At 53.8% G+C, this 18,481-nt stretch carries 21 protein-coding genes; 18 read left to right on the top strand and 3 right to left on the bottom strand.

The annotated features are described in order from the left end of the window. Window positions 1-61: 61 nt before the first annotated feature. Window positions 62-1,561: a FliC/FljB family flagellin gene (locus ACLD4F_RS05095; protein ID WP_411010702.1), complete on the bottom strand. Its 1,500-nt coding sequence runs from the start codon at window positions 1,559-1,561 to the stop codon at window positions 62-64. 256 nt (window positions 1,562-1,817) lie between these two features. Here ACLD4F_RS05095 and fliD point away from each other — a divergent pair, with 256 nt between their 5' ends. From fliD to amyA, 4 genes are all read left to right on the top strand, one after another. Beyond that, window positions 1,818-3,221, top strand: coding sequence for a flagellar filament capping protein FliD (fliD, locus tag ACLD4F_RS05100; protein WP_000146806.1), 1,404 nt, complete (start codon window positions 1,818-1,820; stop codon window positions 3,219-3,221). 14 nt (window positions 3,222-3,235) lie between these two features. Beyond that, complete coding sequence (gene fliS / locus ACLD4F_RS05105; RefSeq protein ID WP_000287764.1) at window positions 3,236-3,643, top strand: flagellar export chaperone FliS; 408 nt, start codon at window positions 3,236-3,238, stop codon at window positions 3,641-3,643. Further along, the gene (gene fliT, locus ACLD4F_RS05110; RefSeq protein ID WP_000204899.1) at window positions 3,643-4,011 is read left to right on the top strand and encodes a flagella biosynthesis regulatory protein FliT; all 369 of its coding nucleotides are present in this window, start codon (window positions 3,643-3,645) and stop codon (window positions 4,009-4,011) included. The genes fliS and fliT overlap by 1 nt, the downstream gene beginning before the upstream one ends. Window positions 4,012-4,082: 71 nt before the next feature. Further along, window positions 4,083-5,567 carry an alpha-amylase gene (amyA, locus tag ACLD4F_RS05115; RefSeq protein ID WP_000795492.1) on the top strand — a complete coding sequence of 495 codons (1,485 nt, stop codon included), beginning with the start codon at window positions 4,083-4,085 and terminating at the stop codon, window positions 5,565-5,567. Window positions 5,568-5,606: 39 nt separating this feature from the next. Here the strand turns inward: amyA and yedD are convergent, their stop codons facing one another. Further along, the gene (gene yedD / locus ACLD4F_RS05120) at window positions 5,607-6,020 is read right to left on the bottom strand and encodes a lipoprotein YedD (protein WP_000754694.1); all 414 of its coding nucleotides are present in this window, start codon (window positions 6,018-6,020) and stop codon (window positions 5,607-5,609) included. A 185-nt stretch (window positions 6,021-6,205) separates the two neighbouring features. Here yedD and yedE point away from each other — a divergent pair, with 185 nt between their 5' ends. From yedE to ACLD4F_RS05135, 3 genes are all read left to right on the top strand, one after another. Then, window positions 6,206-7,411 carry a selenium metabolism membrane protein YedE/FdhT gene (gene yedE / locus ACLD4F_RS05125; RefSeq protein WP_001519382.1) on the top strand — a complete coding sequence of 402 codons (1,206 nt, stop codon included), beginning with the start codon at window positions 6,206-6,208 and terminating at the stop codon, window positions 7,409-7,411. Continuing rightward, window positions 7,408-7,641 (top strand): sulfurtransferase-like selenium metabolism protein YedF, encoded by a 234-nt coding sequence (gene yedF / locus ACLD4F_RS05130; protein WP_000790504.1) that lies wholly within the window; start codon window positions 7,408-7,410, stop codon window positions 7,639-7,641. Before yedE ends, yedF begins: the two co-directional genes overlap by 4 nt. A gap of 265 nt (window positions 7,642-7,906) precedes the next feature. Continuing rightward, window positions 7,907-8,293 (top strand): hypothetical protein, encoded by a 387-nt coding sequence (locus ACLD4F_RS05135; RefSeq protein ID WP_077941605.1) that lies wholly within the window; start codon window positions 7,907-7,909, stop codon window positions 8,291-8,293. 120 nt (window positions 8,294-8,413) lie between these two features. On the opposite strand, the gene fliE is transcribed toward ACLD4F_RS05135, so the two are convergent. Beyond that, entirely contained in the window at window positions 8,414-8,728 is a 315-nt protein-coding gene (fliE, locus tag ACLD4F_RS05140) for a flagellar hook-basal body complex protein FliE (protein WP_000719037.1), read from the bottom strand. A gap of 216 nt (window positions 8,729-8,944) precedes the next feature. On the opposite strand from fliE, the gene fliF reads away from it, so the two are divergent. From fliF to fliP, 11 genes are all read left to right on the top strand, one after another. Next, a complete protein-coding gene (fliF, locus tag ACLD4F_RS05145; RefSeq protein WP_057394406.1) occupies window positions 8,945-10,633 on the top strand; it encodes a flagellar basal-body MS-ring/collar protein FliF in 1,689 nt (562 codons plus the stop codon). Continuing rightward, a complete protein-coding gene (gene fliG / locus ACLD4F_RS05150) occupies window positions 10,626-11,621 on the top strand; it encodes a flagellar motor switch protein FliG (protein ID WP_000067735.1) in 996 nt (331 codons plus the stop codon). Before fliF ends, fliG begins: the two co-directional genes overlap by 8 nt. Next, entirely contained in the window at window positions 11,614-12,321 is a 708-nt protein-coding gene (gene fliH, locus ACLD4F_RS05155; RefSeq protein ID WP_000064158.1) for a flagellar assembly protein FliH, read from the top strand. The genes fliG and fliH overlap by 8 nt, the downstream gene beginning before the upstream one ends. Next, window positions 12,321-13,691 (top strand): flagellar protein export ATPase FliI, encoded by a 1,371-nt coding sequence (gene fliI / locus ACLD4F_RS05160; RefSeq protein WP_000213257.1) that lies wholly within the window; start codon window positions 12,321-12,323, stop codon window positions 13,689-13,691. The genes fliH and fliI overlap by 1 nt, the downstream gene beginning before the upstream one ends. A 21-nt stretch (window positions 13,692-13,712) precedes the next feature. Then, window positions 13,713-14,156, top strand: coding sequence for a flagellar export protein FliJ (fliJ, locus tag ACLD4F_RS05165; protein WP_000046981.1), 444 nt, complete (start codon window positions 13,713-13,715; stop codon window positions 14,154-14,156). Next, a complete protein-coding gene (fliK, locus tag ACLD4F_RS05170) occupies window positions 14,153-15,376 on the top strand; it encodes a flagellar hook length control protein FliK (RefSeq protein ID WP_000631670.1) in 1,224 nt (407 codons plus the stop codon). The genes fliJ and fliK overlap by 4 nt, the downstream gene beginning before the upstream one ends. A 104-nt stretch (window positions 15,377-15,480) precedes the next feature. Continuing rightward, on the top strand, window positions 15,481-15,948 hold the full coding sequence (fliL, locus tag ACLD4F_RS05175; protein WP_000132169.1) for a flagellar basal body-associated protein FliL: 468 nt from the start codon (window positions 15,481-15,483) through the stop codon (window positions 15,946-15,948). 4 nt (window positions 15,949-15,952) lie between these two features. After that, window positions 15,953-16,957, top strand: coding sequence for a flagellar motor switch protein FliM (gene fliM / locus ACLD4F_RS05180; protein ID WP_000502811.1), 1,005 nt, complete (start codon window positions 15,953-15,955; stop codon window positions 16,955-16,957). Then, complete coding sequence (gene fliN, locus ACLD4F_RS05185) at window positions 16,954-17,367, top strand: flagellar motor switch protein FliN (protein WP_001282111.1); 414 nt, start codon at window positions 16,954-16,956, stop codon at window positions 17,365-17,367. Before fliM ends, fliN begins: the two co-directional genes overlap by 4 nt. Beyond that, a complete protein-coding gene (fliO, locus tag ACLD4F_RS05190; RefSeq protein WP_000978280.1) occupies window positions 17,367-17,744 on the top strand; it encodes a flagellar biosynthetic protein FliO in 378 nt (125 codons plus the stop codon). The genes fliN and fliO overlap by 1 nt, the downstream gene beginning before the upstream one ends. Then, window positions 17,744-18,481, top strand: coding sequence for a flagellar type III secretion system pore protein FliP (gene fliP, locus ACLD4F_RS05195; RefSeq protein WP_001253411.1), 738 nt, complete (start codon window positions 17,744-17,746; stop codon window positions 18,479-18,481). Before fliO ends, fliP begins: the two co-directional genes overlap by 1 nt.

Consider the following 18,481-nt stretch of genomic DNA (forward strand, 5'->3'; position numbering starts at 1 on the left):
TAAAAAAGGCAGCTTTCGCTGCCTTGATTGTGTACCACGTGTCGGTGAATCAATCGCCGGATTAACGCAGTAAAGAGAGGACGTTTTGCGGAACCTGGTTAGCCTGCGCCAGAACGGAGGTACCGGCCTGCTGCAGAATCTGCGCGCGAGACATGTTGGAGACTTCGGTCGCGTAGTCGGAATCTTCGATACGGCTACGGGCAGAAGACAGGTTATTTACGGTATTGCCCAGGTTGGTGATAGCGGAGTTGAAACGGTTCTGAACCGCACCCAAGTCAGAACGCAGCGCATCCACCTGCGCCAGCGCGGCATCAATTCTCTGCAGCGGGTTTTCGGTAGTTGTAGCAGCCGCTTCCGCCAGATCAGGCTGTGCTTTAAAGTTGTGACCAGCGGCTTTGCTGGCATTGTAGGTTTTACCGTCGATAGAAACAACTTCAGTTTTACCGTCTGCGCCACCCAGTTGGTTTAGTGCAGTTTTAGTGTTGCCGTCTTTATCGGTATAAGAAGTACTATTAATACTATAGCTGCCGTCTTTTTCTTTAGTTGCAGCATAGTAGTCATCACCTACTTTAATACCGTATCCACCATCAATAGTTTTACCATTCTTATCAGTGTACGACATTTTCACTACCGTCGCAGCTTCTGCAACCGCATCAGCAATACCACTCGCTTTTAAGGCATCCTGAACACTACTTGATGCTTTCAGCGGTTTTTCATCAATAGTTTTTTCAACTTCAACTGCATTCGTTGGTTTTGCTTCTTTAGTCGCACCAGTTGCTAAAGAAACATTACCGTCAGCATCGACGTCAGCTTTGTAGAAACCAGCATGCGCTGCTTTATCCGTAGTATCAGTAAAGTCAACCTCTACATAGTAATTTTTGCTATCTGCATCATAGTAGACTTTACCATCTTTAACGCTACCGGTTTCTGTTGTTGTACCAGTAATACTAGTTTTTAATGTAGCACCAGTAATTCCAGCAGTTTTTAAATCAAGAGATTGAGTAACGCCAGTGCTATCAACATCATATTTTTTCTGCACATTCAGCGTATCCAGACCCAGGGTCTGAGAGTTGATCTGCTTCAGATCGATATCGATAGTTTCACCGTCGTTGGCACCAACCTGGATGGTCAGGGTGTTGTCCTGCGCCAGAACTTTCACGCCGTTGAACTGAGTCTGGCCGGATACACGGTCGATTTCGTTCAGGCGCTGGGTGATTTCAGCCTGGATGGAGTCGAGGTCAGACTGGGAGTTGGTGCTGTTAGCAGACTGAACCGCCAGTTCACGCACACGCTGCAGGTTGTTGTTGATTTCGTTCAGCGCGCCTTCCGTGGTCTGTGCAATAGAAATACCGTCATTAGCGTTACGGGAAGCCTGAGTCAGGCCTTTGATGTTCGCGGTGAAACGGTTAGCAATCGCCTGACCTGCCGCATCGTCTTTCGCGCTGTTGATACGCAGACCAGAAGACAGACGCTCGATAGCGGTACCCAGAGCAGACTGGGATTTGTTCAGGTTATTCTGGGTCAACAGCGACAGGCTGTTTGTATTAATGACTTGTGCCATGATCTTTTCCTTATCAATTACAACTTGATGTTATTGGGCTGTTGCCCACGGTTTCTCACCGTAACCCTTGTATCGGCACCTGAATTTCGAACTTTAGAAAATTTTTCACTTCCCCCGATCTTTTTCTTAGGCGGCGAAATAGCCGCTTTATGCATCATTATTCCGCGCATTATTTTTGCAAAATTATCATTAAACTTTGCCTCCAGATTGCCGATAACGCGCTTAACTACTGTTTGCAATCAAAAAGGAAGAAGGCATGGCTTCAATTTCATCATTAGGTGTGGGATCAAACTTACCGTTAGACCAGTTGTTGACAGACCTGACAAAGAACGAAAAAGGACGCTTAACGCCAATTACCAAACAGCAGAGCGCGAATTCGGCAAAGCTAACCGCCTATGGCACATTGAAAAGCGCATTAGAAAAATTCCAGACGGCAAATACCGCGTTAAATAAAGCGGATTTATTTAAGTCTACCGTGGCGTCCAGCACGACGGAGGACCTCAAAGTCAGTACTACCGCTGGCGCTGCCGCAGGGACTTATAAAATTAGCGTAACCCAGCTTGCCGCCGCGCAGTCGCTGGCGACAAAAACCACCTTCGCGACCACCAAAGAGCAGTTGGGCGATACGTCGGTCACGTCCCGGACAATTAAAATTGAACAGCCGGGACGTAAAGAGCCGCTGGAAATTAAGCTGGATAAAGGCGACACCTCCATGGAGGCGATCCGTGACGCCATCAATGACGCCGACAGCGGTATCGCCGCCAGCATCGTTAAGGTCAAAGAGAACGAATTCCAGTTGGTGCTTACCGCCAATAGCGGTACCGACAATACGATGAAGATCACGGTGGAAGGCGATACAAAACTTAACGATTTACTCGCTTATGACAGCACCACCAATACCGGCAATATGCAAGAGCTGGTGAAAGCAGAAAACGCGAAGCTGAACGTAAACGGCATCGACATTGAGCGTCAGAGCAATACCGTAACCGACGCCCCTCAGGGAATTACGCTCACCCTGACGAAGAAAGTGACCGACGCGACCGTGACGGTAACGAAAGATGATACCAAGGCGAAAGAGGCGATTAAATCCTGGGTGGATGCCTATAACTCGCTGGTGGATACCTTTAGCTCGTTAACCAAATATACCGCCGTTGAGCCGGGCGAAGAAGCCAGCGATAAAAACGGCGCGCTGTTAGGCGATAGTGTGGTTCGTACTATCCAGACCGGGATTCGGGCACAATTTGCCAATAGCGGCAGTAATTCTGCGTTCAAAACAATGGCGGAAATTGGCATCACTCAGGATGGGACTTCCGGCAAACTGAAGATTGATGATGATAAGCTGACCAAAGTACTGAAAGATAACACAGCCGCAGCGCGTGAGCTGCTGGTGGGCGATGGTAAAGAAACGGGGATCACCACCAAAATTGCCACCGAAGTGAAAAGTTATTTGGCGGATGACGGCATTATTGATAATGCGCAGGACAACGTTAACGCCACGCTGAAAAGCCTGACGAAACAGTACCTGTCCGTTAGCAACAGCATCGATGAAACCGTTGCCCGTTACAAGGCCCAGTTTACCCAACTGGATACCATGATGAGTAAGCTGAATAACACCAGTAGTTATTTGACCCAGCAATTTACAGCTATGAACAAGTCCTGATAACAGAGGTCACCATGTACACCGCGAGCGGTATCAAAGCTTATGCGCAAGTCAGCGTGGAAAGCGCCGTGATGAGCGCCAGCCCGCATCAGTTGATTGAAATGTTGTTTGATGGCGCGAATAGCGCTCTGGTGCGCGCTCGCCTGTTTTTAGAACAAGGCGATGTTGTCGCGAAAGGTGAAGCGTTAAGCAAAGCCATCAATATTATCGATAACGGGCTGAAAGCCGGCCTCGATCAGGAAAAAGGCGGTGAGATTGCGACGAATCTTTCCGAGCTATACGACTATATGATTCGCCGTTTACTGCAGGCTAATTTGCGTAACGACGCTCAGGCCATCGAAGAAGTGGAAGGGTTACTCAGCAATATTGCAGAAGCCTGGAAACAGATTTCACCGAAAGCATCTTTCCAGGAGTCTCGTTAATGACCTCAACCGTGGAGTTTATCAACCGTTGGCAGCGTATTGCGCTGCTCAGTCAATCGCTGCTTGAACTTGCGCAGCGAGGTGAATGGGATCTCTTACTGCAACAAGAGGTCTCCTATCTGCAAAGTATTGAAACGGTGATGGAAAAGCAAACTCCACCGGGCATTACGCGAAGTATTCAGGATATGGTCGCCGGATACATCAAACAAACGCTGGATAATGAGCAGCTCCTGAAAGGGCTGCTGCAACAGCGACTGGATGAACTGAGTAGTTTGATCGGACAATCCACCCGCCAAAAATCACTCAACAACGCTTATGGCCGTCTTTCCGGTATGTTACTCGTGCCAGACGCGCCTGGCGCCTCATAATATTTTCCCGTCTCGTATGAAAATTCTTCCATACTCCAGAGGTCGGCTAAACGACTTCTGGAGCACGGAAGATGAAAAACCCCACGTTATTGCAGTACTTCCACTGGTATTATCCCGACGGCGGTAAACTCTGGTCTGAGCTGGCGGAACGTGCTGATGGGCTGAATGATATCGGTATCAATATGGTCTGGCTACCGCCCGCCTGTAAAGGCGCCTCCGGCGGCTATTCCGTAGGCTATGATACCTACGACCTGTTTGACCTCGGCGAATTTGACCAAAAAGGAACTATCGCGACAAAGTACGGCGATAAACGCCAGTTACTGACGGCGATAGACGCGCTCAAAAAAAATAGTATTGCGGTGCTGCTCGACGTCGTCGTGAATCACAAAATGGGGGCAGACGAAAAAGAACGTATTCGCGTTCAGCGCGTGAATCAGGATGACCGCACGCAAATCGATGACAACATCATTGAATGCGAAGGCTGGACGCGCTACACCTTCCCTGCCCGCGCGGGCCAGTATTCCAACTTTATTTGGGACTATCACTGTTTCAGCGGCATTGATCACATCGAGAATCCCGACGAAGACGGCATTTTTAAGATCGTCAATGACTATACCGGCGATGGCTGGAACGATCAGGTTGATGATGAGATGGGTAATTTCGACTATCTGATGGGTGAAAATATCGATTTTCGCAATCACGCGGTTACGGAAGAAATTAAATATTGGGCTCGTTGGGTCATGGAACAAACCCACTGTGACGGCTTTCGCCTGGACGCGGTAAAACATATACCCGCCTGGTTTTATAAAGAATGGATTGAGCATGTACAGGCGGTTGCGCCAAAACCGCTGTTTATTGTCGCAGAATACTGGTCGCATGAAGTAGATAAACTGCAAACGTACATCGATCAGGTCGACGGGAAAACCATGCTGTTCGACGCGCCGTTGCAGATGAAATTTCATGAAGCCTCGCGCCAGGGCGCGGAGTATGACATGCGCCACATATTCACCGGCACGCTGGTAGAAGCCGACCCTTTTCATGCGGTGACGCTGGTCGCTAACCACGATACACAACCGTTACAGGCGCTGGAAGCGCCGGTAGAACCCTGGTTCAAACCATTGGCCTATGCGCTGATCCTGCTTCGTGAAAACGGCGTGCCGTCGGTGTTTTATCCCGATTTATACGGCGCCAGCTATGAGGATAGCGGCGAAAATGGCGAGACCTGTCGGGTCGACATGCCGGTGATTAACCAACTGGATCGGCTGATCCTCGCTCGTCAGCGTTTTGCGCACGGTATACAAACACTCTTTTTCGATCATCCTAACTGTATCGCCTTTAGTCGCAGCGGTACTGAAGAGAATCCAGGCTGTGTGGTCGTACTTTCCAATGGCGACGACGGTGAAAAAACCCTCCTGCTCGGCGACAATTACGCTAACAAGACCTGGCGTGATTTTCTGGGAAACCGCAGTGAGCATGTTGTAACTAATGATCAAGGCGAAGCGACGTTCTTCTGCAACGCAGGCAGCGTCAGCGTGTGGATCATTGAGGACGTGTGATGAGCGTTCCCGGCGGCAGAGCGCTGCCGGGAAGCGAAATTACGGCAGCGGCGTCGGCAGCGGCGTTTTTTCTAACGCGGCGGCGCACTCCGGCGTCGGACGAGCGACCCGTTGCAGCGTCATGCCATCATATTCCAGGGTATTCCCGTCGCGCTCAATCTCATAGAGCTCACGCTTAACCGTAACATTGGTTAAGTCATCGGAGAGCATGGTCAGCTTGCCCGGCAGAGCAATAACGCGCTGCCACTGGCGGCAGTCCAGCGTATCGCCTTCTTTAGTCACTACCAGGCTGGCGATAGCTTCAGGGCTCACCAGCTTACGTTGCGGGCCTTTTGACTGCCAGTACCCTTCCAGACCGGCCGGCGCGGGCGTTTTCACCACATCATTATAGTTTTCCACCTCGGCGCATCCGGCCAGAACCAGCAATGCGCCAACGATCGCTACTTTTTTCATCATTCATCCTGCATCAGAAGAAAGAGGAATTGTGGCATTAAAGCTCTGACGCCGCCAGCCTTTCCAGGCGCTGGCCGCAATTTGATCCAGTCGGTATTACCGCTTATTAGGTGTAGGCAAATTCTGTGATCGGTGTAGTATGCGCACTTCTTGTTTCACACCTTCTGAGTTCAGAGGCTAAACACATGTCATGGCAACACTTCAAGCAAACCTGGTTAATTAAATTCTGGGCGCCGGCCCCTGCGGTGATCGCAGCCGGTATTCTCTCTACCTACTATTTTGGCATCACCGGCACGTTCTGGGCCGTGACGGGCGAATTTACCCGCTGGGGCGGGCAAATTTTGCAGCTTTTTGGCGTTCATGCCGAACAGTGGGGCTACTACAAGCTGATTCATCTGGAAGGTACGCCGCTGACGCGTATCGACGGCATGATGATCCTCGGCATGTTCGGCGGCTGTTTCGCCGCAGCGCTGTGGGCCAACAACGTAAAATTGCGTATGCCGCGCAGCCGAATCCGTATCGTACAGGCGGTGGTCGGAGGCATGATCGCTGGCTTCGGCGCGCGTCTGGCGATGGGGTGTAACCTGGCCGCCTTTTTTACCGGAATCCCGCAGTTCTCCCTACACGCGTGGTTCTTTGCGCTGGCGACCGCTATCGGTTCCTGGTTCGGCGCCCGCTTTACGTTGCTGCCGATATTTCGCATACCGGTGAAAATGCAAAAGGTCTCCGCGGCTTCGCCACTGACGCAGAAACCGGATCAGGCAAGACGGCGTTTCAGGCTCGGTATGCTGGTCTTTATCGGCATGATTGGCTGGGCGTTATTAACGGCAATGCATCAGCCGAAACTGGGGCTGGCGATGCTGTTCGGCGTCGGGTTTGGGCTGCTGATCGAGCGCGCGCAAATCTGCTTTACTTCGGCCTTTCGCGACCTGTGGATCTCCGGACGCGCCCATATGGCGAAAGCGATTATTTTCGGCATGGCGGTCAGCGCCATTGGTATTTTCAGCTACGTGCAGTTGGGCGTTGCACCTAAAATTATGTGGGCTGGCCCGAATGCGGTCATTGGCGGACTGCTGTTCGGTTTTGGCATCGTGCTGGCGGGCGGCTGCGAAACCGGCTGGATGTACCGCGCCGTAGAAGGCCAGGTGCATTACTGGTGGGTGGGCCTCGGCAATGTCATCGGTTCGACCATCCTGGCTTACTACTGGGATGATTTCGCGCCCGCTCTGGCGACCAGTTGGGATAAAGTTAACCTGCTGAATACCTTTGGTCCGCTGGGCGGTCTGCTGGTCACCTACCTGTTGTTATTTACCGCGCTGATGTTAATTATCGGCTGGGAAAAACGTTTTTTCCGCCGTGCGGGGCTGACGCCTGCTAAGGAATCTGTATGAAAAATATCGTCCCTGATTACCGTCTGGATATGGTTGGCGAACCTTGCCCGTACCCGGCGGTCGCCACTCTGGAAGCGATGCCGCAGCTAAAAAAAGGTGAGATCCTGGAAGTGGTGAGCGACTGTCCGCAGTCCATTAATAATATTCCACTGGATGCGCGCAATCATGGCTATACGGTGCTGGATATCCAACAGGATGGCCCGACAATTCGTTATCTGATTCAAAAATAAGCGCATACTCCCGCTGTACGTTACGGCGGGAGACCTTTTTACGGCATAACCGGCAAAAATCTACAACGCATAAAAGAAATCAGACAAGGTCGTCTTGTGCGCCGTGGCATAAATCTATTATATAACGTATACCGTTTTAATTTTGTCTGAGCCGATGAAAAACCCAGGGTTATTTTAATCAAAACATAAAATAATTATTATTTCCCGTCTACGCCATAAAAGACTATCAGGTATTTATATTTTTACTCACTGACATCATCAGGTGATGATTTATTTATGCACAGCAGAAGCCAAAAAAATGATAAAAATTATTTTCATCTCCATTATTGGAGTCGTCTGTCTTGCCGCTGCCCGTTATTCACCCGTCACAGTGGTCAATGCACATCCGAGCGTCATTGCCCGCTGTCTCGCTGATAATCTGTCCCCGTATGGGTATATACTGGATCTCCATGAAACAGATATTCCAGGCATTAGTAAAGAATTTACCGTGTATTATCGCAACGGTGCATATATTGCAGGAACATTCTGGATTGCAAACTCAATGACAATAGCATCAGAACGAATAGTAGGAATGAATGGCGTCAGTAAACAGGCGTACCCTATTTTTAATAAGTCCCTGCAACAATGTGCAACCCGCTTATCAATAAAATGAGCGCGCCTCGCAAAAAACAAGCCCACATAATCACGCACTGGTTGCATGGGCGTCGCGTCCCCCGCCGCTGACTGAGGTAAGCGCCCGGGAGTTCGCTGCGGATGTGTTGTCAGCTCTGGCTTAAACCTGCATGGACATGACTTCCTGATACGCGGCGACCAGCTTGTTGCGCACCTGAATCCCCATTTGCATGGAGACGGACGCTTTTTGCATATCGGCCATCACGTCATTAAGCGCAATGCCCGGCTCACCCAGAGTGAATTTTTCCGCCTGAACGCGCGCCGCCGTCTGTCTGTCGCTAATACGATCCAGCGCAGCATGTAGCTGGCCGGCAAAACTCACCGTCGACTGCGAGTGCGTGTCTTGCCCGCGCGCGGCCATCGCCGTCGCCTGTAACTGGCTAATAACCCCTTCAATCCCCTGTATTGCTGCCATGCTATTCCCCTGGATGATTTTTTACGCAGCAGAGATTACCAGTTTGTCAATAAGATAAAGGCGTTAAATAACGATAAAAAACCTCGGTTTTTAGCGCATAGAAAAATTCGAAACCACAAATAATGAGACCGTCAATTTTTCGAGTTTGCTGACCCGGGAGTGAGTCTTGTTCCACTTTGCAAAAAACGCCGTCCACGATCAGTCACGAGGTGCGAGATGAGTGCGACTGCATCGACTGCAACCCAACCTAAACCTCTCGAGTGGCTTAATCGCCTACGCGCGAATCCCCGAATTCCGTTAATTGTGGCGGGTTCCGCTGCCGTGGCGATCGTCGTTGCGATGGTGCTGTGGGCCAAAACGCCCGATTACCGCACGCTATTTAGCAACCTTTCCGATCAGGACGGCGGCGCGATCGTCGCGCAGTTGACCCAGATGAATATCCCCTATCGCTTTGCCAATGGCAGCGGCGCGATTGAAGTGCCCGCCGACAAAGTGCATGAACTGCGTCTGCGTCTGGCGCAGCAGGGGCTGCCTAAAGGCGGCGCGGTAGGCTTTGAACTGCTTGATCAGGAAAAATTCGGTATCAGTCAGTTCAGCGAGCAGGTGAATTATCAGCGCGCGCTGGAAGGTGAACTGGCCCGGACGATCGAGACGCTGGGGCCGGTAAAAAGCGCCCGCGTTCACCTGGCGATGCCAAAGCCGTCGCTATTTGTGCGGGAACAAAAATCCCCTTCCGCCTCCGTCACCGTCACACTGGAACCGGGTCGGGCGCTGGATGAAGGACAAATTAGCGCCGTGGTACATCTGGTTTCCAGCGCTGTCGCCGGTTTGCCGCCAGGAAACGTCACTCTGGTCGATCAATCCGGTCATCTGCTCACGCAATCCAATACCAGCGGTCGCGACCTTAATGACGCGCAATTAAAATTTGCTAATGATGTGGAAAGCCGCATCCAACGCCGTATCGAAGCCATTCTGTCGCCTATCGTCGGGAACGGTAATGTTCACGCTCAGGTAACCGCCCAGTTGGATTTTGCCAATAAAGAACAGACGGAAGAGCACTACAGCCCGAACGGCGATGCGTCGAAGGCCACCCTGCGTTCACGTCAGTTGAATATTAGCGAACAGGTAGGCGCGGGCTATCCCGGCGGCGTGCCTGGCGCGCTGTCGAACCAACCAGCGCCGCCTAACGAGGCGCCGATCGCCACACCGCCGACCAATCAACAAAACGCGCAGAATACGCCACAAACCAGTACCAGTACCAGTACCAACAGTAACAGTGCTGGCCCGCGCAATACGCAGCGTAATGAAACCAGTAACTACGAAGTGGACCGCACCATTCGTCACACCAAAATGAATGTGGGCGATATTGAGCGTCTCTCCGTAGCTGTCGTGGTGAATTACAAAACGCTGGCGGATGGCAAACCGCTGCCATTGACCGCCGATCAGATGAAACAGATCGAGGATTTAACCCGTGAAGCGATGGGTTTTTCCGATAAACGCGGCGATACGCTAAACGTGGTGAATTCACCGTTTAGCGCAGTGGATAACACCGGCGGCGAACTGCCCTTCTGGCAACAGCAGTCCTTTATCGATCAGTTGCTCGCGGCAGGTCGCTGGTTGCTGGTGCTGGTGGTGGCCTGGATTCTGTGGCGCAAAGCGGTACGTCCGCAGTTGACGCGCCGCGTTGAAGAAGCGAAAGCGGCTCAGGAACAGGCACAGGTTCGCCAGGAAACCGAAGAAGCCGTGGAAGTACGCCTTAGCAAAGACGAGCAGCTCCAGCAACGCCGGGCTAACCAGCGTCTGGGCGCCGAGGTGATGAGCCAGCGTATTCGCGAAATGTCAGACAACGATCCGCGCGTGGTGGCGCTGGTCATTCGCCAGTGGATGAGTAACGATCATGAGTAATCTTAGCGGTACCGATAAAAGCGTCATTTTGTTGATGACCATTGGCGAAGACCGGGCGGCAGAGGTGTTTAAACACCTCTCCACCCGCGAAGTACAGGCGTTAAGTACGGCGATGGCTAACGTGCGTCAGATCTCCAACAAACAACTGACGGACGTACTATCAGAGTTTGAGCAAGAAGCGGAGCAGTTCGCCGCGCTGAATATTAACGCCAACGAATACCTGCGCTCCGTACTGGTTAAAGCGCTGGGCGAAGAACGCGCCTCCAGCCTGCTGGAAGATATTCTGGAAACGCGCGATACCACCAGCGGTATCGAAACGCTCAACTTTATGGAACCGCAGAGTGCCGCCGACCTGATTCGCGACGAGCACCCGCAGATTATCGCCACCATTCTGGTCCACCTCAAACGCAGTCAGGCCGCCGATATTCTGGCGCTGTTTGACGAGCGTCTGCGTCATGATGTGATGCTGCGTATCGCGACATTTGGCGGCGTACAGCCGGCGGCGCTGGCGGAGTTGACCGAAGTGCTGAATGGCCTGCTCGATGGTCAGAACCTGAAACGCAGCAAAATGGGTGGCGTAAGAACCGCGGCGGAAATTATCAACCTGATGAAAACGCAGCAGGAAGAAGCGGTTATTACCGCTGTGCGCGAATTCGACGGCGAACTGGCGCAGAAAATCATCGACGAGATGTTCCTGTTCGAAAATCTGGTGGATGTGGACGATCGCAGTATCCAGCGTCTGTTGCAGGAAGTGGATTCCGAATCGCTGCTGATCGCTCTGAAAGGCGCCGAACCGCCATTACGCGAGAAGTTCCTGCGCAATATGTCCCAGCGCGCCGCAGATATCCTGCGCGACGACCTTGCCAACCGTGGCCCGGTTCGTCTGTCTCAGGTGGAAAACGAGCAGAAAGCGATTCTGCTTATTGTGCGTCGTCTGGCGGAAACCGGCGAAATGGTGATTGGCAGCGGCGAGGATACCTATGTCTAATGAATTGCCGTGGCAAGTCTGGACCCCCGACGATCTCGCCCCGCCGCCGGAGACGTTTGTGCCGGTTGAGGCTGATAACGTGACCTTGACAGACGATACGCCGGAGCCCGAACTCACTGCCGAACAGCAGCTGGAGCAGGAGCTGGCGCAGCTAAAAATACAGGCCCATGAACAAGGTTATAACGCCGGGCTGGCGGAGGGACGGCAAAAAGGACACGCGCAGGGATACCAGGAAGGGTTAGCGCAGGGGCTGGAGCAAGGACAAGCCCAGGCGCAGACGCAGCAGGCGCCGATTCATGCCCGTATGCAGCAGTTAGTGAGCGAGTTTCAGAACACGCTTGACGCGCTCGATAGCGTTATCGCCTCACGGCTGATGCAAATGGCCCTGGAGGCCGCACGTCAGGTCATCGGCCAAACGCCGGCGGTGGACAACTCGGCGCTGATTAAACAGATCCAACAACTGTTGCAGCAAGAGCCGCTCTTTAGCGGCAAGCCGCAGTTGCGCGTGCATCCGGACGACTTACAGCGGGTGGAAGAGATGCTGGGCGCCACGCTCAGTCTTCACGGATGGCGGTTACGCGGCGATCCAACGTTGCATCACGGCGGGTGTAAAGTCTCTGCCGATGAGGGCGATCTGGACGCCAGCGTCGCTACTCGCTGGCAAGAGTTGTGTCGCCTGGCGGCGCCGGGAGTGCTCTGATGACCACGCGCCTGACCCGCTGGCTTACCGCGCTCGACAACTTTGAAGCCAAAATGGCGTTATTGCCGGCGGTGCGTCGTTATGGACGTTTAACCCGCGCCACTGGCCTGGTACTGGAGGCCACCGGTCTCCAGCTTCCGCTGGGCGCCACCTGCATTATTGAGCGCCAGGACGGCCCTGAAACCAAAGAGGTGGAATCGGAAGTCGTCGGTTTTAACGGCCAGCGTCTGTTTTTAATGCCGCTGGAAGAGGTCGAAGGCATTCTGCCCGGTGCCCGCGTTTACGCCCGTAACGGGCATGGCGACGGTCTGCAAAGCGGCAAACAGTTACCGCTCGGCCCGGCCCTGCTTGGTCGAGTGCTGGATGGCGGCGGTAAACCACTCGACGGACTGCCTGCGCCGGATACGCTGGAAACCGGCGCGTTAATCACGCCGCCGTTTAACCCGCTACAGCGAACGCCAATCGAACATGTGTTGGATACCGGCGTACGCGCTATCAACGCGTTGTTAACCGTAGGGCGCGGTCAGCGTATGGGACTCTTTGCCGGTTCCGGCGTCGGTAAGTCGGTTCTGCTTGGCATGATGGCGCGCTACACGCGGGCGGACGTGATTGTCGTGGGACTTATCGGCGAACGTGGCCGCGAAGTTAAAGATTTTATCGAAAATATTCTCGGCCCCGACGGTCGCGCGCGTTCGGTGGTGATTGCCGCCCCGGCTGATGTTTCGCCGCTGCTGCGAATGCAGGGCGCCGCCTATGCCACCCGCATCGCCGAAGACTTTCGCGATCGCGGACAGCATGTGTTGCTGATTATGGATTCGCTGACGCGCTATGCGATGGCACAGCGTGAAATTGCGCTGGCAATCGGCGAACCGCCAGCCACCAAAGGTTATCCGCCCTCGGTGTTCGCAAAGCTGCCGGCGCTGGTCGAACGTGCCGGTAATGGCATCCATGGCGGCGGCTCTATCACCGCGTTTTATACCGTGTTGACCGAGGGGGACGACCAACAAGATCCCATTGCCGACTCGGCACGCGCAATCCTCGACGGGCACATTGTCTTGTCCCGCCGTCTGGCGGAGGCCGGGCACTATCCGGCCATTGATATCGAGGCGTCAATCAGCCGGGCGATGACCGCGCTCATTACCGAGCAGCACTATGCGCGGGTACGGCTATTTAAACAGTTGCTTTCCAGTTTCCAGCGTAACCGCGATCTGGTCAGCGTCGGCGCCTATGCCAAAGGCAGCGATCCGATGCTCGATAAAGCTATTACCTTATGGCCGCAACTGGAAGCGTTTTTACAGCAAGGCATTTTTGAACGGGCCGACTGGGAGGACTCTCTGCAGGCGCTCGATTTAATTTTCCCGACGGTGTGATAAAGCAGGAGGGCGACGATCATGGCACAACATGGCGCTCTGGAAACACTCAAAGATCTGGCCGAAAAAGAGGTAGATGACGCGGCGCGTTTACTGGGCGAAATGCGTCGCGGCTGCCAACAGGCGGAAGAACAGCTCAAAATGCTGATCGATTATCAGAATGAGTATCGCAGTAATTTGAACACCGATATGGGCAACGGCATCGCCAGTAATCGCTGGATCAACTATCAGCAGTTTATTCAGACACTGGAAAAGGCGATAGAGCAGCATCGCCTCCAGCTTACGCAGTGGACGCAAAAAGTCGACCTGGCGCTGAAGAGCTGGCGTGAGAAAAAGCAGCGACTTCAGGCCTGGCAAACCTTACAGGACCGACAAACCGCGGCAGCGCTGTTAGCTGAAAACCGCATGGATCAGAAAAAGATGGATGAATTTGCTCAGCGTGCAGCAATGAGGAAACCCGAATGATCACCCTGCCCCAACTGATCACCACCGATACCGACATGACCGCGGGTCTGACGTCAGGAAAAACCACCGGTTCAGCCGAGGACTTTCTGGCGCTCCTGGCGGGCGCGTTAGGCGCAGACGGCGCACAGGGCAAAGACGCCCGCATCACGCTGGCCGATTTACAGGCGGCAGGCGGCAAGTTATCGAAAGAGCTACTGACCCAACATGGCGAGCCGGGCCAGGCGGTGAAGCTTGCCGACCTGCTGGCGCAAAAAGCGAATGCGACGGATGAAACGCTTACCGATCTGACACAAGCGCAGCATCTACTGTCTACGCTAACGCCATCGTTGAAAACCAGCGCTCTGGCCGCATTGAGTAAAACGGCGCAGCATGATGAGAAAACGCCCGCGCTGAGCGATGAGGATCTTGCCAGTCTGAGCGCCTTATTCGCCATGCTGCCCGGACAACCTGTCGCGACGCCTGTCGCCGGAGAGACGCCGGCTGAAAATCACATCGCCTTGCCGTCACTGTTGCGCGGCGACATGCCATCGGCGCCGCAGGAAGAGACACATACGCTCTCTTTTAGCGAGCATGAAAAAGGGAAAACCGAGGCGTCGCTTGCGCGCGCCAGCGACGATCGCGCCACGGGTCCAGCACTGACGCCGCTGGTGGTCGCTGCCGCCGCGACCAGCGCGAAAGTGGAGGTGGATAGCCCGTCCGCGCCAGTAACGCATGGCGCGGCAATGCCGACGCTCAGCAGCGCCACGGCGCAACCGCAACCGCTACCTGTCGCCTCAGCCCCGGTACTCAGCGCGCCGTTAGGCAGCCATGAATGGCAGCAAACGTTCAGTCAGCAGGTCATGTTATTTACGCGTCAGGGACAGCAAAGCGCGCAGCTTCGATTGCATCCGGAAGAGTTAGGTCAGGTGCATATTTCGCTCAAGCTGGATGACAATCAGGCGCAGCTCCAGATGGTATCGCCGCACAGCCATGTCCGCGCCGCGCTGGAAGCCGCCCTGCCCATGTTGCGCACTCAGTTGGCGGAAAGCGGCATTCAGTTGGGACAAAGCAGTATCAGTAGCGAAAGCTTTGCCGGACAGCAGCAGTCTTCGTCGCAACAGCAGTCTGCCCGCGCCCAACACCCGGACGCGTTTGGCGCTGAAGATGACATAGCGTTAGCGGCGCCGGCCTCGCTTCAGGCCGCCGCGCGCGGCAATGGCGCAGTGGATATCTTCGCCTAACGCCAGAGGTAGCATGATTATCCGCGTCTTTTCCACGCTTTGTCGTGGACAGGACACGGGATAATCAGCCAATAAGCAGTACCGAAACAGGAAGCCCGTATCAGATGACTGACTCCGCGATTAACAAAAAGAGCAAACGCTCGATTTGGATACCTTTGCTGGTGTTGATTACCCTCGCCGCCTGCGCGACCGCCGGTTATAGCTACTGGCGTATGCAGCAGCAACCGACCACGAACGCTAAAGCAGAACCGGCTCCGCCGCCTGCGCCGGTATTTTTTGCGCTGGATACGTTTACCGTCAATCTGGGCGATGCGGATCGCGTGTTGTATATCGGCGTGACCCTGCGTCTGAAAGACGAAGCGACGCGCGCGCGATTAAATGAATATCTGCCGGAAGTGCGCAGCCGTCTGCTGTTGTTGTTTTCCCGCCAGAATGCCGCCGAGCTCTCAACAGAAGCTGGCAAACAAAAACTGATTGCCGCCATTAAAGAGACGCTGGCCGCGCCGCTCGTTGCCGGACAACCAAAACAGGTCGTCACTGACGTGCTTTATACAGCTTTTATTCTGCGGTAACGATATGGGCGATAGTATTCTTTCTCAGGCTGAAATCGATGCGCTGTTGAACGGCGACAGCGACACCAAAGACGAACCCACTCCCGGTATCGCAAGCGATAGCGATATTCGCCCTTACGATCCTAATACTCAGCGTCGCGTCGTACGTGAACGCTTGCAGGCGCTGGAGATTATTAACGAGCGTTTCGCACGCCAGTTCCGGATGGGATTATTTAACCTGCTGCGCCGCAGCCCGGATATTACCGTGGGCGCCATACGTATTCAGCCGTATCACGAATTTGCGCGTAACCTGCCGGTACCGACCAACCTGAACCTGATCCACCTGAAGCCGCTACGCGGCACCGGGCTGGTGGTGTTCTCGCCGAGTCTGGTGTTTATTGCCGTCGATAACCTGTTCGGCGGCGACGGCCGTTTTCCGACCAAAGTCGAGGGCCGCGAGTTTACCCATACGGAACAGCGTGTCATCAACCGTATGCTGAAACTGGCGCTGGAAGGCTATAGCGACGCATGGAAAGCCATTAATCCGCTGGAAGTGGAGTATGTACGTTCCGAAATGCAGGTGAAATTTACCAATATCACCACCTCGCCGAACGATATCGTCGTCAATACGCCGTTTCATGTGGAGATCGGCAATCTGACCGGTGAATTTAACATCTGTCTGCCATTTAGCATGATCGAGCCGCTGCGTGAGCTGCTGGTGAATCCGCCGCTGGAAAACTCGCGCCATGAAGATCAGAACTGGCGTGATAACCTGGTGCGCCAGGTTCAGCACTCTGAACTGGAGCTGGTGGCGAATTTTGCCGATATTCCGTTACGTCTTTCCCAGATTTTGAAGCTGAAACCCGGCGATGTACTGCCGATTGAAAAACCCGACCGCATTATTGCTCATGTGGACGGCGTTCCGGTACTCACCAGCCAATATGGCACCGTAAACGGACAGTATGCGCTACGCGTAGAACATTTGATCAACCCAATTTTGAATTCGCTGAATGAGGAACAGCCCAAATGAGTGACATGAATAATCCGTCCGATGAGAATACTGGCGCATTGGATGATCTGTGGGCTGACGCGTTAAACGAGCAAAAAGCGACCACCAATAAAAGCGCCGCCGACGCGGTTTTCCAACAGCTTGGCGGCGGCGATGTCAGCGGTGCTATGCAGGATATCGATCTGATTATGGATATCCCGGTCAAACTGACCGTAGAGCTGGGCCGCACGCGAATGACCATTAAAGAACTGCTGCGTCTGACGCAGGGGTCGGTCGTCGCGCTGGACGGGCTGGCGGGCGAGCCGCTGGATATCCTGATTAATGGCTACCTGATTGCCCAGGGTGAAGTGGTCGTCGTGGCGGATAAATACGGCGTACGTATCACCGATATTATTACGCCATCCGAGCGTATGCGTCGTTTGAGTCGTTAATGATGAAGACAGAAGCCACGGTTTCTCAGCCCACCGCGCCAGCCGGATCGCCGCTCATGCAGGTGAGCGGCGCATTAATTGGCATTATTGCGCTCATTCTGGCGGCGGCCTGGGTGATTAAGCGTATGGGATTCGTACCAAAAGGAAATAGCGTCCGGGGACTCAAGGTGTCAGCCAGCGCCTCGCTTGGCCCGCGCGAACGCGTGGTGATTGTCGAGGTCGAAAATGCTCGTCTGGTACTGGGCGTGACCGCCTCGCAGATCAACCTGCTGCACACCCTGCCGCCCGCAGAGAATGACACGGAAGCACCCGTTGCCCCACCGGCGGATTTCCAGAACATGATGAAGAACTTACTCAAGCGTTCCGGGAGATCCTGATGCGCCGTTTGTTATTCCTTTCTCTGGCGGGTCTGTGGCTTTTTAGTCCCGCCGCCGCTGCGCAACTGCCGGGGCTTATCAGCCAACCATTAGCGGGCGGAGGCCAAAGCTGGTCATTATCCGTCCAGACGCTGGTTTTCATCACCTCGCTGACGTTTCTGCCAGCGATTTTACTGATGATGACGAGCTTCACGCGTATCATCATTGTTTTTGGCCTGTTGCGTAACGCGCTGGGCACGCCCTCGGCACCGCCAAATCAGGTGTTACTCGGACTGGCGTTGTTTTTGACCTTTTTTATTATGTCGCCCGTCATTGACAAGATTTACGTGGACGCTTACCAGCCGTTTAGCGAGCAGAAAATTTCTATGCAGGAAGCGCTGGATAAAGGCGCGCAACCGTTACGCGCGTTCATGCTGCGCCAAACCCGCGAAGCCGATCTGGCGCTGTTTGCCCGTCTGGCCAATAGCGGTCCGTTACAGGGACCGGAAGCAGTACCGATGCGTATCCTCCTGCCCGCTTATGTCACCAGCGAATTAAAGACGGCATTTCAGATCGGTTTTACGATTTTTATCCCTTTTTTGATTATCGACCTGGTGATCGCCAGCGTATTGATGGCGTTAGGGATGATGATGGTGCCGCCAGCAACAATCGCCCTGCCGTTTAAGCTGATGCTGTTTGTGCTGGTCGATGGTTGGCAATTGCTTGTGGGGTCGCTGGCCCAAAGCTTTTACAGTTAG

It is taken from the genome of Salmonella sp. 741265050_HSA, from assembly GCF_046569445.1.
Classification (GTDB): domain Bacteria; phylum Pseudomonadota; class Gammaproteobacteria; order Enterobacterales; family Enterobacteriaceae; genus Salmonella; species Salmonella enterica.

Coding starts and splice junctions, on each gene's coding strand:
- ACLD4F_RS05095 (WP_411010702.1), bottom strand. CDS start 1,561: ATGGCACAAGTCATTAATACAAACAGCCTGTCGCTGTTGACCCAGAAT.
- fliD (WP_000146806.1), top strand. CDS start 1,818: ATGGCTTCAATTTCATCATTAGGTGTGGGATCAAACTTACCGTTAGAC.
- fliS (WP_000287764.1), top strand. CDS start 3,236: ATGTACACCGCGAGCGGTATCAAAGCTTATGCGCAAGTCAGCGTGGAA.
- fliT (WP_000204899.1), top strand. CDS start 3,643: ATGACCTCAACCGTGGAGTTTATCAACCGTTGGCAGCGTATTGCGCTG.
- amyA (WP_000795492.1), top strand. CDS start 4,083: ATGAAAAACCCCACGTTATTGCAGTACTTCCACTGGTATTATCCCGAC.
- yedD (WP_000754694.1), bottom strand. CDS start 6,020: ATGAAAAAAGTAGCGATCGTTGGCGCATTGCTGGTTCTGGCCGGATGC.
- yedE (WP_001519382.1), top strand. CDS start 6,206: ATGTCATGGCAACACTTCAAGCAAACCTGGTTAATTAAATTCTGGGCG.
- yedF (WP_000790504.1), top strand. CDS start 7,408: ATGAAAAATATCGTCCCTGATTACCGTCTGGATATGGTTGGCGAACCT.
- ACLD4F_RS05135 (WP_077941605.1), top strand. CDS start 7,907: ATGATTTATTTATGCACAGCAGAAGCCAAAAAAATGATAAAAATTATT.
- fliE (WP_000719037.1), bottom strand. CDS start 8,728: ATGGCAGCAATACAGGGGATTGAAGGGGTTATTAGCCAGTTACAGGCG.
- fliF (WP_057394406.1), top strand. CDS start 8,945: ATGAGTGCGACTGCATCGACTGCAACCCAACCTAAACCTCTCGAGTGG.
- fliG (WP_000067735.1), top strand. CDS start 10,626: ATGAGTAATCTTAGCGGTACCGATAAAAGCGTCATTTTGTTGATGACC.
- fliH (WP_000064158.1), top strand. CDS start 11,614: ATGTCTAATGAATTGCCGTGGCAAGTCTGGACCCCCGACGATCTCGCC.
- fliI (WP_000213257.1), top strand. CDS start 12,321: ATGACCACGCGCCTGACCCGCTGGCTTACCGCGCTCGACAACTTTGAA.
- fliJ (WP_000046981.1), top strand. CDS start 13,713: ATGGCACAACATGGCGCTCTGGAAACACTCAAAGATCTGGCCGAAAAA.
- fliK (WP_000631670.1), top strand. CDS start 14,153: ATGATCACCCTGCCCCAACTGATCACCACCGATACCGACATGACCGCG.
- fliL (WP_000132169.1), top strand. CDS start 15,481: ATGACTGACTCCGCGATTAACAAAAAGAGCAAACGCTCGATTTGGATA.
- fliM (WP_000502811.1), top strand. CDS start 15,953: ATGGGCGATAGTATTCTTTCTCAGGCTGAAATCGATGCGCTGTTGAAC.
- fliN (WP_001282111.1), top strand. CDS start 16,954: ATGAGTGACATGAATAATCCGTCCGATGAGAATACTGGCGCATTGGAT.
- fliO (WP_000978280.1), top strand. CDS start 17,367: ATGATGAAGACAGAAGCCACGGTTTCTCAGCCCACCGCGCCAGCCGGA.
- fliP (WP_001253411.1), top strand. CDS start 17,744: ATGCGCCGTTTGTTATTCCTTTCTCTGGCGGGTCTGTGGCTTTTTAGT.